Annotated in this window: 12 protein-coding genes; 2 read left to right on the forward strand and 10 right to left on the reverse strand. The window is 54.2% G+C overall.

What is annotated here, in order from left to right; genetic code table 11:
• Positions 1–245 precede the first annotated feature (245 nt).
• Both ACX9GU_RS01100 and ACX9GU_RS01105 read left to right on the forward strand, forming a co-directional pair.
• The gene (locus tag ACX9GU_RS01100) at positions 246–830 is read left to right on the forward strand and encodes a tyrosine-type DNA invertase (protein WP_315902377.1); all 585 of its coding nucleotides are present in this window, start codon (positions 246–248) and stop codon (positions 828–830) included.
• A gap of 623 nt (positions 831–1,453) precedes the next feature.
• The gene (locus ACX9GU_RS01105) at positions 1,454–2,482 is read left to right on the forward strand and encodes a virulence RhuM family protein (RefSeq protein ID WP_473193597.1); all 1,029 of its coding nucleotides are present in this window, start codon (positions 1,454–1,456) and stop codon (positions 2,480–2,482) included.
• 126 nt (positions 2,483–2,608) lie between these two features.
• Here ACX9GU_RS01105 and ACX9GU_RS01110 read toward each other — a convergent pair whose 3' ends face one another.
• The 10 genes from ACX9GU_RS01110 to ACX9GU_RS01155 all read right to left on the reverse strand — a co-directional run bounded on the left by ACX9GU_RS01110 (position 2,609) and on the right by ACX9GU_RS01155 (position 13,180).
• A complete protein-coding gene (locus ACX9GU_RS01110) occupies positions 2,609–3,868 on the reverse strand; it encodes an MFS transporter (protein ID WP_473193598.1) in 1,260 nt (419 codons plus the stop codon).
• Between the two features lie 100 nt (positions 3,869–3,968).
• A complete protein-coding gene (locus ACX9GU_RS01115) occupies positions 3,969–4,940 on the reverse strand; it encodes a sugar phosphate isomerase/epimerase family protein (protein ID WP_473193599.1) in 972 nt (323 codons plus the stop codon).
• Between the two features lie 8 nt (positions 4,941–4,948).
• Positions 4,949–5,656, reverse strand: coding sequence for a GntR family transcriptional regulator (locus ACX9GU_RS01120; protein ID WP_473193600.1), 708 nt, complete (start codon positions 5,654–5,656; stop codon positions 4,949–4,951).
• Positions 5,657–6,112: 456 nt separating this feature from the next.
• Positions 6,113–6,991, reverse strand: coding sequence for an adhesin (locus ACX9GU_RS01125; protein ID WP_473193601.1), 879 nt, complete (start codon positions 6,989–6,991; stop codon positions 6,113–6,115).
• Positions 6,992–7,215: 224 nt separating this feature from the next.
• Positions 7,216–9,807, reverse strand: a complete 2,592-nt coding sequence (locus ACX9GU_RS01130) for a fimbria/pilus outer membrane usher protein (protein ID WP_473193602.1) — start codon at positions 9,805–9,807, stop codon at positions 7,216–7,218.
• A gap of 61 nt (positions 9,808–9,868) precedes the next feature.
• Positions 9,869–10,603 carry a fimbrial biogenesis chaperone gene (locus ACX9GU_RS01135; protein WP_473193603.1) on the reverse strand — a complete coding sequence of 245 codons (735 nt, stop codon included), beginning with the start codon at positions 10,601–10,603 and terminating at the stop codon, positions 9,869–9,871.
• Entirely contained in the window at positions 10,600–11,319 is a 720-nt protein-coding gene (locus ACX9GU_RS01140; protein WP_473193604.1) for a fimbrial biogenesis chaperone, read from the reverse strand. Before ACX9GU_RS01140 ends, ACX9GU_RS01135 begins: the two co-directional genes overlap by 4 nt.
• A gap of 7 nt (positions 11,320–11,326) precedes the next feature.
• Complete coding sequence (locus ACX9GU_RS01145) at positions 11,327–11,887, reverse strand: fimbrial protein (protein WP_473193605.1); 561 nt, start codon at positions 11,885–11,887, stop codon at positions 11,327–11,329.
• The gene (locus ACX9GU_RS01150) at positions 11,862–12,587 is read right to left on the reverse strand and encodes a fimbrial biogenesis chaperone (protein ID WP_473193606.1); all 726 of its coding nucleotides are present in this window, start codon (positions 12,585–12,587) and stop codon (positions 11,862–11,864) included. The genes ACX9GU_RS01145 and ACX9GU_RS01150 overlap by 26 nt, the downstream gene beginning before the upstream one ends.
• 44 nt (positions 12,588–12,631) lie before the next feature.
• Positions 12,632–13,180 (reverse strand): fimbrial protein, encoded by a 549-nt coding sequence (locus ACX9GU_RS01155; RefSeq protein WP_473193607.1) that lies wholly within the window; start codon positions 13,178–13,180, stop codon positions 12,632–12,634.
• Positions 13,181–13,300: the final 120 nt, after the last annotated feature.

Raw genomic sequence — 13,300 nt, forward strand, 5'->3', positions numbered from 1 at the left:
GGCCCTCCCTTCATGCTGCCGCCTGCTGTTGGGGAAACAGTGGGCCAAGGGGGGCCGAGATGTCGTCATGAATGTTGGGATCTGAAGCTGATAACGACTAAACGTTCGATTTATTCAACAACGCTGTTCATTACGCGGTGAACGTCACAAATATTATATTTCGTTTCAGACCTATCTCTTCAATTAAAGTGTTATCGTTACGCTCTTCTACGAACATTCTTAGCTCGGTCAAAAGGAGCGTAATGGTGAAGCGTAAATACTTAACCGGAGAGGAAGTGCGGAGCCTGTTGAGAACGATTTCAAAGGACAGGGTTTCGTATCGCGATTACTGCATGGTGAGTATGGCCTTTTTACATGGGCTAAGGGTGAGCGAGCTTACAGGTCTGAAAGTGGCGGATTATGACCCTCTAGCGAAAATTATACGTATCAAAAGATTGAAGGGAGGATTGAGTACTAACCATCCGTTATTGCCGGAAGAAAACGTTGCACTTGGGCGCTGGCTGGCCGAGCGTGAGACACTCCCGGGGCATCAGTCACCGTGGCTGTTTTTATCGCGGCAAGGGAAGCGCCTTTCCCGGCAGCGTTTTTATCAATTACTGCGAGAATATGGCAAACAAGCCAATCTCCCCCTACCTATCCACCCCCACATGCTGCGACATGCTTGCGGGTATAATCTTGCCGAGCGAGGTAACGATACGCGATTGATTCAGGATTACCTAGGGCACCGTAATATCCGACATACGGTTATTTATACGGCGGCCAATGCCGAAAGGTTTAATGGAGCCTGGATGAAAGGGAGTGATGGCTCTTCGAATTCACCGTTGGTATAACGCGAGTTGATATTGCCTAAAACGTCGGAAGGTAACTTTTTTAACTTTTCGTGTTTTCTGCCAGAATGGCAGACATTGAGAATATTCTATTTTACCAATGTATTAAAAAATGCCCGAGAGAAGGGTTCGTCGGGCTAATGACCTCTCAAAATATCCGGGTAATATCGTTGAGGCTGAACACCAAAGATATTCATCCGGGTACGACTTCCCTGAGTTTCACAGGCTTTCTCTCACCCTGACTGTACCGATGCTGGGATAAACTTCTACCGCGAATAATGGCCGTTGGATCCTACTTCATCAGAGGTCAAAACTATTATCAATCCATGCCGATTCGGTTCGATGGTAAATACTGAGCAGGCATAACCCAGCCTTGATAGTATCTTTGCTATCGATTATCAGCCACGGTGCGGGTTTCTTGATACTCCGGCTGGGACTCAACCTGGACGAGGTCAGCGAGCTCAACCGTGTGGTCACCATATGGTGGGTTTTGCCGAAGATTAGGCTAGCGTCGTCAGCAGTTGTTTCTGCGTGGCTGCACGCAAAATAAACGCCATTCGTGTAATGAGCTCCAACAGCTATCTCTGGCATACTAAGCGGATACAGCATTGTAAAGCGGAGGCGGCATGGCAGATAAACACTTAACCCAATCCCCGGCAGGCGAATTTGTGATGTTTGCCAGCGGCGATGGAAAAGTGCGCGTTGAATGTCGCTTTGAAAGCGATACCCTATGGTTATCTCAGGCAATGATCTGCGAGCTATACGGCAAAGCTAAAGCGACCATCAGCGAACACATCAAGAATATCGTTGAAGACGGTGAACTGGTCGAAAATTCAGTTGTTCGGTTTTACCGAACAACTGCCAGTGATGGGAAAAACTATCAGGTTCAATATTTTAGTTTGCCGATGATACTCGCCGTTGGCTACCGCGTCCGTTCAGCCCGAGGCACCCAATTCCGTCAGTGGGCCACCCAAACCCTCCAGGAATACCTGATCAAAGGCTTCGTGATGGACGACGAGCGGCTAAAAAATCCGCCCGTTGGAACATCGGCTGTGCCTGACTATTTCGACGAGATGCTGGAACGCATCCGCGATATCCGCGCCAGCGAGCGCCGGGTTTATTTGCGGGTTCGGGAAATCTTTGCGTTAGCCGCCGACTACCAGCCTTCACTCAAAGAGACCACGCAGTTTTTTCAAACCATCCAGAACAAACTGCATTTTGCCTGTACCGGCCATACCGCTGCTGAACTTATCCATCAGCTTGCCGATGCTAGCCAGCCTCATATGGGGTTGAGCAGCTATAAAGGCGGAGAGGTGCGTAAAAGCGATGTGACGGTGGCGAAAAACTACCTCAATCAGGATGAGGTCAGCGAACTCAACCGCGTGGTCAACATGTGGCTGGATTTTGCCGAGGATCAGGCCCGGCGTCGCCAGCAGGTATTCTTGCGGGACTGGCAGGAAAAGTTGGATCAGTTCCTGCAATTTAACGACCGTGACGTGTTACAGGGCGCAGGTACGGTCAGCAAGAAAGAGGCAGATGAAAAAGCACAGGCTGAATATGTCCAGTTTGCCGAGCAGCAGCGCCGCTTAAAAGAGGCCGAAGGGGAAAAGGATATTGATGGTTTACTGCAGTGGAAAATCGACGCTAAAAAGTAGTTCTGGATGTCACAGACTTTACACCTGTACCTGAACACAGCGCAGGACGGCTCCCTCTCCTTTTGGGAGAGGGTTGGGGTGAGGGGACGTGATATCAACACAACAGATTGATTCACATGAGGTAAATTATGAAGATTGCAACGCGACAGGCTGGCGTTTTTGACGAATATTCTTGATCAGCAGAGCCGAAACGCAAATCCCGGCACAGGCAAACACCGCCATTAAACCAAAGACAATCTGGTAGCCCACGATCCCCGGGTTGGCGTCCAACACGTGGCCATACAGGCTGTAGCAAAACATGGCTGGCGCATATCCAATAAAGCTACCCAACGCCATTGCCGCACCGGTGTTTTTCTCACTGATCCCTGCTTCACCAATGGGGGCAAAGAACACCGCTCGCTGGGTAAATATCACTGCACCGAACACCAAGGTACACATCATGCCTAAATAAACCGGCATCTGTTCATGAGGCAGGACAATCAGCACCAGCAGGAAAATCGCGCTGATAATAAAGGTATAAAACAGATATTTACTCGGTGATTGCAAAACCTTGTCGGCAATTAAACCGCCGATCGGCCCACCCACCATCTTCAAGCAGTATTGATTAATGATCCCATAAGCGCCAACCAGCGCGATAGGCAATGCATAAATATTACTTAAGAACGGAATAAAGAAGGTGAGGCCACAATACACGGCGTAAACACAGAACACGCTAAAGGCGATGAGCCACACCGTTTTATTCTTTAATATACTGCCGAAGCCAGTTTTTTCAGTCTTGTCCTGCTCATCTTTTGTCACGGGTTCCTCCGCGTTGCCTTTCATGGCAAAGAAAAGGATAACGCCCACCAGAATGGCAATGGAGGAGTAAAACAGAATACCTGCCTTAAACCCTAAGTAGCCGCCACCGAACCAGGCGAAAACGGCCAGCGCACTGAAGGCAATCACCGTATCGACAATGCCGCGCCCGGTTTCGAAGAAGCCAAACAGCCGCCCTTGCTGAGTATTGTCACCCAGCAAACTGACCGACTTCAACAGCACCGGCCAGTTGAGCATATCGCAGGTGACACCAAACAGCGCCCAGACAAACAGTATGCCCCAGTAGCCCGGCATGGTAGATAAATAAACGCCCAATAACCCTGTCGCAATCAATGAGAAAGACATGGTAAACCGGCGGGGTAAACGATCGGAAATATAGATAGATAAAAAGAAGCCTATGGTAGTGACGATGGAGTTAACCGACATCGCATTACCAATTTCACCATTGGTAAGATGGAAGTACTCCTGCATCGGGACATAAAAGGCATCTTTTAATGAAGGCAGTTTATAAATGGTCCCGCCGCATAGAACTAACAGACTAAATATAGTCCACTTCTTTTTTGTTAGCATAGTTCCACCTCACCACTGGATATCGTGGTGTTATTGACAGTGTTAGATAGCGTCATCCCATCTCAAATGAGATGCATCGCCCTGGTTGGTTAAATTTAAATTATTTCAATACGGCTAATGCATCCTGTTTTAATTCACTGAGGATCTTACGGACGTAATTTATTTGCTGTAATGCGTCGCTTAGCTCTTTATCCAGTCTTAGGTTTATATCTTGCTCGGGAAGCGGGGTCTCGCTCATTTCTCGCCAAGGTATCCACGGGTTGTGATCTTCACCGTCAAAGCGGAACGGTGGCGCATAGTAGTCCACTTCTTCCTCCAGGCCATATGCCATAACCTGCGGCTGGTTTTCACCCAGGCAAATCAGCTGCAACAGCAACTCCTTGAATGGCAAATCCCCTTGTCCTGAGATACAGGCTTTATGGCCTAACCCGTTAACTTCGTGGGTGATCACCGCATCTTTAATATGCACCTGCGTGATTTGGCTGGCCATCGCGGCCAAGGCAGGGAGAGGCTCTTCGTTGGCGTTGATCATATTGGCAAAATCAAACAGCAACGAAAGCTGGGGGAAGTCCGCCTTGGCAAGCAGGCTCATCAACTCGTGGCTTTTCAGATCTTCATGCTGTTCGAGCGTAAAGCTGAGGCCGCTATGCTGGTAGTTTTGTTTAATGTACTGAATATCTTGTGCAATCTTCACCATCACGTCATCCAGATGCCCTTCATAACGGGGATAGAACCTGACAGATGTTGCACCAGATTTGAGGGCAATAGCCACCGCTTGATCGAGGGTTTTGGCATCGGAGGCGCTGGTTTCGATATGTACATCCAACCCTAGCTGGCATGCCTTGTCGCCAAAATGGCCCAACTGCTCATCGCTCGCGCAGCCTAAAGATTGGCTCTCACCGTCAAGCACGTGGATCTTCACGCCCTGCAACCGTTGCTGGCTGGCAATATCCAACAGATCCTCAGGTAATATCTTTTCCATTCTCATATTCAGATGGAATGCGTAGGCATGCAGATACAGTGGAAGATCCGCTGCACGCTGCAAAATCTTGTTCGCTTGTAAACGATCCATGATGCTCCCTATAGGTCGATAAAAAATTCCACGGACTCAAAACGCCAATGCTCGATATCGATCTGTACGATGCGGTTTTGTTCATCGGCGCGATATTTTTTTACCCGTATGGAAGGAGTACCCACGGTACCGCCCATCCCTTGGCTGGCTCCGCCCGAAAGGCGGGTCGGTTTAAACTCCAGATGCCGGGTGTGCGTTTTTTTGGCAAAGGTTGTCGCCCAGACTTCCGCAAACGAGCGCTCACCCAGTTGATCGATAAAACCAGGTGCAACCTGCATATTGATATAGGTTTCGTGATAGAACACCTTGTGGCTATCCAATGCTCCCCAGCCGCAGATCTTGTAAAGTTCAGCGCCTTCCGCAACCTCAAGCAGGGACAAAATCTCCGCTGGCGCATTGCGAACGCACTCTTTTGCCAGATAGCCCCAGGAGGGCAAACGCCCTTGTTCCATCGCGGCCTGTTTGAAGCTGGTGGAGCTATTAGGGCTGTAATTAAAGCGCGGCAACGCAACAAACCAGCCGCGACGATCCTTACGAAAGATCTTCGATTCGCCTTCCAGAAACAGTAGCGCCTGGCGCAACGTCATGCGCTTAATCCCCAGTAGCTCTTCCAGTTCGCGCTCAGAAGGCAGTTTGCTCCCTGGGGCGATAATCCCTTGGCTCAGCCACTCATTGAGCCGGTGCTTTGCCAGTTCTACGGTTGAGGTGTTTTCCATGAATTAACCCATTTGGTTTAAACCAGATTGCAGGCAACGTTACTCTCAGTCCGCAATGATGACAATGGGGCGCTGTGGGCTAGCGATTGAATTGTGAACTCTCTCGCAGAATCCAGGGGATTTGTCGTTATAAACGTTATTGGTGTCATGAGGCTTCGGCAAGGAAGGCGGGCTGGACCAACATTCAACCTGCTGGAAAAAAGAGGCGGGTTATTACGCTGTCCATATGGGGCAGCGTAGCTCTGAACTTACTCATATCTTCAAAGTATTAAAATATGATGATATTAAATTGAAAATCAGCAAGGTGAATACCTGGGACTATATCCTTTCTTTGCCCAATCAAACGCTGATGATCTGCACAGAGGATTGAGTAGGTGGTGTAGGGTCGATGGAGATCAGCCTCAATACGCTGGACGGCTGGAAAACCACCCAACCGTCAGCAGCGCCAAATGCGACTCAGTTAAACGTCACCAGCATTTCCGTAGAGGCCGTGACTGCACCGATTGGCACGCTACTGCCTCCCGAACACAGTCGCCAGGTGAGCTGATTGGTCAAGGTTTTGCTGCTTTCTGCACTGGTGATCCTGCCCAGTTTTATGAGGGAGTTATCAAAGCGCAAGCCGGTTGTGGCCTTGCAGTCGCCACTGCCGGTCACCCCATTATCAATTTCCCCGGTGATATAGCCTCCCTTCTGGTTTAATGCCAGCCGTGAGGGTGCGCTGTTGTACAGGCCACTGATGGCGCGGAACTGCAGATTGATATTGGCATTTATCTGGTCAGTTGGCTGCCCGCAGGTGGCAACCAGTTGCACGGGCTTCACCGCCAGTTCCGCATTGGCCTGGGTATTGCGAATGACCGATCCGAAGTTGATGGCCGTCGGGGTATTCACGCTACATTCCAGCGTGGAGATGCGCAGGGAAATATTGGTGGGCAGTATAGAGGTCGTTCTATCCCCTGAGCCAGTGGCGGAAAAGCTACCAAAATACATGGGGGGAACTGAACCCTCTCCAGCTTTTTGGCTGCCGTCCGCCACCAGTACCCAGGTGCCTGAGAGCGTCGCCGTACGAGTACCGGAACTCGAGTAAAATGTATCATTCGACGACGTGGCAGGGGGCAGGCACCATGTATAGTCTGGCGGTGAGGTAATATTCCCTTGTGACGTTGAGGAGCCTCTGGTTTCTGGCAGCCCAATGGTGCCAGTCAACCTTCCCTGTGAATTGTTACTTAGGGTATAAGTGGCGCTACCCGAGGCCCGAGGCATCAATCCGACTCCAGGTACCCCGGTCAGCGGGAAGGCCAAATAGCCACCAATGTTTTTCAATTCACTTGAGGCCATACACCGGGTCGTTGACTTAGAGACTGACAAGAGTCCGTATATGGGATTAAGTTTCGGATGATCGAGAGGACCACTTAATGTCGCGTTAAACGGCATGCCCTCCCATAGGATCCCCGTGCCCTTGCCGATGGTAATGGTTTCCGCCAGAACGGGGGCCGCAAGGGGCATCATTAATGCCATGCTGGCGATACCGCATGATGCGGTCTTTATTAATCGTTGTTTAATCACTGTCCTTCCTCACATTGCACATTCAGCATGCGCACCGGATTATTTGCTGATACTGCTGCCTTGCTCAGGCTGAAGTGGGCTAGGCACTGCTGTGCAGTCCCACGGCCCCACGCCGCGCGCAATTTCCCTTGTTCCGGCAACCCGCTCAGGTACACCTGGCCGGCATCACCCACGATGCCGCTGTTGATCTCCGCTCCTTCCCCGGCCAGTGTCACCAGCGTGCCGAAGGGTGCCGGTATGCCAGCCTGGGTCAGGGTTATCAGCGCCTGATAGCCGGTGTGTGGCGTAAACGTGGCCGCTACCACCGCCCCTTTGGTGGGATAGACATTGGTGCTGCTCTGCGGCAGGTCGACATCTTCCGGCAGCGTCGACGGGTTCAGGCTCACCGTGTTGTTTTGGTAAGGCGACAGGTACGGCACGACCGCATAACCGCGGCTGTCGGTACGGACTCCGCCGTTCATTACGCTCACCCCGGCAGCGCCCGGTGCACGGACCACTGCCACCGAGGTGCCCAGTTGCTGGCTTAACGTCACCCCATTAGGGTGTACCACCAGACCCCCGTTACCACTCACATTCAGTGAGTTATAGCGGCTGCTGTGGCTGTACCCGGCGCTGACCATGCCCTGGCTCCCCTGCCAACCCAGATTCAGGTTGCTGGTGCTACCCCCGTTGCCACTCTGGTTGTTGTTACTCCACCCCTGCATCAGGCTGTAGGACAGGCGGTCTTCCGCCGCCGAGCCGCTCACCCCCACCTGTTGCCGTACACGGCCTTCACTGTCGTGCGTCATCTGGTAGCTGGCGTAGCTGCGGTTGAGGGCGGGCTGTGCGCTGAACAGGCTGAACGGTACCTGCATATTGAACGCCAACTGGCGGTTCTGTGGCCAATCCCCGTCGGATTTTATCCGGTCAACGCTGTAGGCCAGGCCATAGCTCACGCCGTGCCAACTGCCGTTGTAACCCGCCGACAGGGTGTTGTTCACTTGCTCATCGCCCCAGTAATCACTGCGTGCACCCGACAGGTACAGCGAACCAAAATCCCCCAGTTGCTGGGTTATCCGCACCTGGAAATCCGAACGCTGTCGGGCCAGTGCCCAGGGCACCTGGCCTTCACTGAGTTGATAACCGCTGTTGTTGAAGTCGGCAAAGTTGTAATAGTGCCGGGTGGAGTAACGATAAGCCGTCAGATCTACCGAGGTGCCCATGCTGAGCAGGCTTTTGGCATAACGAACCCGGTATGACTGGCCGCTCTGTCTTTCGTCATACATGCGGGCCGATGAGAGGGTCACGTCCGCCGACATGGCGCCGAAATCCCCCAGCGAAATCCCGCTGCCCGCCACCGCCGAGGCATATTTCTCCGCTATCAGCCCGCCGCCGTACAGCGTGATGTCATGGGGCAGCCCGTAAATCAGGGTGCCCAATGCAAAATGGGCCTCTCTGGAGCCGGTGGTGATGCCGCCGTTGTAGCGCCCAGCGGTCAGTTCGTACTTCAGCCCACCCGGACGTTGCATCACCGGCAGCGCCGAGAAGGCCTGGGTCCAGGTACGTACGCTGCCATCCGCTTCGGTCACCGTAACCGTCAGGTCTCCCCCTTGTCCGGTCTGGTACAGGTCATTAATCCGAAACGGCCCCGGGGCGACATACGCCTGGTATACCACGTTACCGTTCTGGCTGACGGTAACCCGGGCGTTGCTCTGCGCAATGCCGCTGATCACCGGGGCAAATCCCCGCAGGCTGAGCGGCAGCATGTCTTCGCTGGAGCTCAATTTCACCCCGCGAAACGGAATGCTGTCGAAAACGTCATTGCCGGTGTTGTTCTCCCCAGCCAGCACATCCGAACGCCAGGCCTGGATATCGCGTTGCAGATAGGTATTTGAGAAACGGGTTTGCTGGTTGCGTTGCGTGTCGCCATAGCCACTGCGGCTGTTATTGTAGGTGTAGGTCATGTCACTGCGCAGGCGCCAGGCCTGCCAGTTCAATCCGCTGTGCAGCCCCAGGAACAGGTTGGACTGTTCGCTGGTGGATTGGCCCCACTGCCCGTCCTGGCGGCTGCGCCCGCCGTTGAGGGTATAGTTGAGTAAAAACGCGGTCATGCCCTGGTCCCATAGCGCAGGGTTAACCACGCTGCTGGCGTCCGGCTTCATCGCTACCTGGGGAATGCTGAGTTCCAGGCGCTGTTGCTGAAAATCAAAGTGCACCCGGGCGTCAGGGATCAGGGTAGCCAGGTCACTGACTGGCTTGTCGACCGGCAACCCGCCAAAAGCGGGCAATGCGGGGGTATTGATCCCCATCTCCGCCAGGAAGGCCGGGGTCAATTCCGGGCTGACCTGGCCCTTATCACTTGGGGTGAACACGACGCGGTATTGGCCACGCTCGCTGCGGTTGACCAGCACCGTTACCAGATAAGTCCCCGGCGGGGTCTGTCCGGCGCTTTCAAACGCACTCAGGTCGGTGACGGCTTCCAGGCCACCACCCAGCGACAACAGCGCCGGGTCAAAGTAGTCGCGGCCCCAGGCTGGAGACGTGCCTGCAATCAATGCGCTACCCACCAGGAGTGGGGAAAGAGCAAGGGCAAGAGGGTGAATTTTCATGGTTATCCTATCCGTCTGAAAGAACGTGGCTCCCCGTAACGAGCCAGGAAGGGAGAAATCGTCAATCCTGTTGGGCAACCGGGGTATCCCAGCCATCTTCATCAATCAGCTGCCAGCTGACTTTCCCGCTCGCGGTAGCGGGCAGGGGGTAAGACTGCTTGCCGAAAGGCGGTACCATCAGGCGCAGAGCCGGTTTGTCCAACGCCACATTCCCCACCGCCAGGCGGGAGAAGGTGAGCCAGTAGGGGGTCGGGTTGGTTGCTGTCAATTGGTCGCCTGCCCGGTTGAAGGTCAGCTTCGGGGCCATGTCTGCTACGGCGCGTTTCACCAATCCAGCCGGGCGGTAAAACAGTTTGATATTGCTCACTACCGTCATCACCATCTGCTCACCGTCGGGTTGCTGGGTGGGCAGCGCCTTCATGGAGATAAAAAACACCGATTCCCGGTCGTTAGGCAGCGGCATATCGTTGCGCCGGATACGCAGCGCCAGTTCACCGTTCGCTTCCAGGCGAGCCAGCGGCGGCGTGACAATAAACGGCATCACCGGGGTGCCATGCCAGTTCAGATCGACGTCCCCGGTGGCCGGATCGACCGGGCGGATCCATGACTGCATCAGGTACGGCGTCGGGCTTTTGTTGTAGGCGGTTAGCGTCACGCCCTGCTTTTCGCCCTCCGGGTAAATCACCCGCAGCACGTAAAAGGATATCCCCGGCGAGGCGTTGTCCTGAGCCTGTGCCAGGCCCATTTTGTTGACCAACAGGCATAGGCCCATCAGAAGATAAATCGGGTATTTCATGGTGTGATCTCCGTGGAGGCTGAGCCTGTCTGCTGGCAGGACTTGGAGAGCCCGCCATAGTCGGTGAGCGTCTGCCAGGCCACCTTATTCACCGGCCCGTCAACGGCCAGGGTGATACTGCTGTGCGGAGGCACCATCGCCGGTTGTTGGTCTAACGCCACGGTATGCCCGTCAACGGCCAGCATCCCCAGGGTCTGAAAATAGCCGGTGGGATTGATGGCCCGCACGCCGTGCGCTTCACGCTTGAACGTCAGTAGGCAAGGGGTGTTGTTCGCGGGTAACGCCAACCCTTGCGGGCGATAAAACAGCTTGATCACGAAACGTACCCCTACCGACAGCCGATCGGCCGCCGTTACAGGTTCAGCCTGTGCAGGAATGGCCGAGATAGAGAGATAAAACAGCGATTCCTGGTCGGAGGGCAGCGTGGCACCCTGCGGCAACAGCCGTAGTAGTTGGCGGCTATCGCCTTGCAGCGAGAACAGCGGTGGCGTAACGATAAATGGCGCGGGGGTCGGATCGTCGAGGCCGTTTTGTACCCGAGCCTGGACCAGATAAGCCTGTTGCCCGCTATTGCTGACGGTGAGGGTTTGCGCTTTATCCGCGGAAGAAAAAATAACGCGTGTCTGCCCCAGGCTGATGCCGCCGCTCCCGGCCTGTGCAGACAGGCTGAAAGTGAGCAGCAGGCTTGATAGCACCTGATGAAATCGCTGTGTCATCGGGCCCTCACTGATAGAGAAACGTAAACACCAGCGTGGCCGTCACGTCACCGGTCGCGACCGTGGCACACCCGTTGCTGCCGCCACAACTGGCACCGGCATAAAAGGTGAACGTCTGGTTGACAGGTATCTGTCCTGGGTTAGCCAGTGACAGCACGCTGTTGTTTTTGACTTCGGGCTGGCTGTAATCCGGCACCGTGGCACTCTGGATCACTAAGATCCCGGTATTCGCCGCCGATCCGGCATTGCGAAACAGCCATTTACTGTCTTGGGTGGTGCCGGTGCCAGCGATAGTCACTACAGGTTTAAGGCTGCCGCCCGCAGAACCGGTGCAGTCCTGCACGGACAGGGTAAAGGGCTGTGGAGCAACCAGCTGGTTTGGGCGCAGCTGTGATTTAGCGATGACACCTAAAGGCAGAGTGCTTTTATCCAGGCTGAGCGTACAGGTGCCATTGGTCAGCACGGCGGAGAAATCCAGCGTCACGGCCTGCACCGGGGTGGATACCGCTCCACCGCCTGCCAGCACTATAGCCAGCGCGGCCTTAAGGTAACGTTGCGCTGAACGCATCGGTGCCTCCGGTATCATTAATGGTCTGCCACTGCACTCGCGTGCCGGTTGCCAACGGTGTTTTAACCGGCCAGATATGGTTGCCGAAAGGGGGGAGCATGAGTGCAGCTGGCGTGTCCAAGGCCAGTTGTTGCCCATTCACCGTCAAGTCGGCCAGGCTGACAAAATAGGGAGAGGGATTGGTCACCTTCAGCCCCCCAGCCACGCGGGAGAACTGCAACTCTTTTTGGGCGGCGGCAGAGGAACCGCTCAGGCTCGCAGGCCGGTAGAACAGCTTGATAATGTTGCCCACGCCGAAGCGCAACTGGGCCTGCACGTCATTACGCTGCTGAGTCGGATCCAGTTGCGTACTGGTCGGAATAGCGGTGGCATGCAAATAAAACACCGACTCCCGATCGCCGGGTAGCGGCTGGCCGGTAAAGGCGATACGTAACTGATTGGTACTTTGCGGTTCCAGACGGAACAGCGGCGGCGTTACGGTGAACGGGGCCGCGGTCTGTGCATCCTGTTTACCGCTGACAGCCGTTTGCACCAGATACGGTTCGTGGTTAAGGGTGTTGCGTACCGCGACGTTGATACTGCTGGCCCCTTCAGGGTAAATCAGGCGGGTGGCATTAATGCCAAACCCGGCGGACCAGCCTGCCAACGGCGCACCCAGCAGGGTCACTAGCAGCGAAAACAGGGAGATAAAGCGCGTCATATTGCGGATCCTGAAAAGGCGGGCCATCGGCCCGCTGGAACACATCAGTTGTAGGCAAAGCTGAACAGGATCGGCGCGCTGACCATACCGATATCAGGCGTGAGAGACGTAGAGGCCAGACCTGCCTGCAGGCTCAGGGATTTCGCGTTGAAATCGCCTGCTTCCGGGGTTTCTCCTGCTTTGGCTACCGATAATTTTTGGCCGGCGGTGATGTAGGTGGTTGGTGAGGTCACTTCACTTAACATGATTCCGGTATTGGTGCCGGTGCTGTTAAAGATGTTCGGGTTGCCCCCTAGTGTCTGGCCAGTGACGATCAGGCTTGCCTGATCGCCTGCCGCTGCCGGGGTTTCACAGTTGTTCAGACCCACGGTGAAGGTTTTCACACTGCTGGCAACCGGGGCGGCAACTGTGGTGAAGGCAGACTTGGAATAGTTACCCAGGTCCAGGCTAGGGTTGGAGAGAGAAACGTCACAGGTCGCCGCCACAACGTTGGCGGTAATGGTCATCTGGGCGTTAGATGCGGCCTGAGCCACGCCAGATCCTGCCAACAGAGCTGCAACCACCGGAGCCAGAGTAAAAATAGACTTACGCATAATGAATTCCTTATTTACGTATTAAAAAAGTGAATAAAATTATTTCGTAGCTGATTATTAGCCACGAGCCATCATTTATCTGAACAGTCCGAACAGACAAAGTACCTTCAATAACTTCAT

The sequence above is a fragment of the Serratia sp. K1WW1 genome (assembly GCF_055790865.1).

Excerpts from the sequence above, each read along its gene's own strand:
- ACX9GU_RS01110 (WP_473193598.1), bottom strand. The coding sequence starts at position 3,868 with ATGCTAACAAAAAAGAAGTGGACTATATTTAGTCTGTTAGTTCTATGC.
- ACX9GU_RS01120 (WP_473193600.1), bottom strand. The coding sequence starts at position 5,656 with ATGGAAAACACCTCAACCGTAGAACTGGCAAAGCACCGGCTCAATGAG.
- ACX9GU_RS01125 (WP_473193601.1), bottom strand. The coding sequence starts at position 6,991 with ATGGCCTCAAGTGAATTGAAAAACATTGGTGGCTATTTGGCCTTCCCG.
- ACX9GU_RS01140 (WP_473193604.1), bottom strand. The coding sequence starts at position 11,319 with ATGACACAGCGATTTCATCAGGTGCTATCAAGCCTGCTGCTCACTTTC.
- ACX9GU_RS01145 (WP_473193605.1), bottom strand. The coding sequence starts at position 11,887 with ATGCGTTCAGCGCAACGTTACCTTAAGGCCGCGCTGGCTATAGTGCTG.
- ACX9GU_RS01155 (WP_473193607.1), bottom strand. The coding sequence starts at position 13,180 with ATGCGTAAGTCTATTTTTACTCTGGCTCCGGTGGTTGCAGCTCTGTTG.
- ACX9GU_RS01115 (WP_473193599.1), bottom strand. The coding sequence starts at position 4,940 with ATGGATCGTTTACAAGCGAACAAGATTTTGCAGCGTGCAGCGGATCTT.
- ACX9GU_RS01130 (WP_473193602.1), bottom strand. The coding sequence starts at position 9,807 with ATGAAAATTCACCCTCTTGCCCTTGCTCTTTCCCCACTCCTGGTGGGT.
- ACX9GU_RS01135 (WP_473193603.1), bottom strand. The coding sequence starts at position 10,603 with ATGAAATACCCGATTTATCTTCTGATGGGCCTATGCCTGTTGGTCAAC.
- ACX9GU_RS01105 (WP_473193597.1), top strand. The coding sequence starts at position 1,454 with ATGGCAGATAAACACTTAACCCAATCCCCGGCAGGCGAATTTGTGATG.
- ACX9GU_RS01150 (WP_473193606.1), bottom strand. The coding sequence starts at position 12,587 with ATGACGCGCTTTATCTCCCTGTTTTCGCTGCTAGTGACCCTGCTGGGT.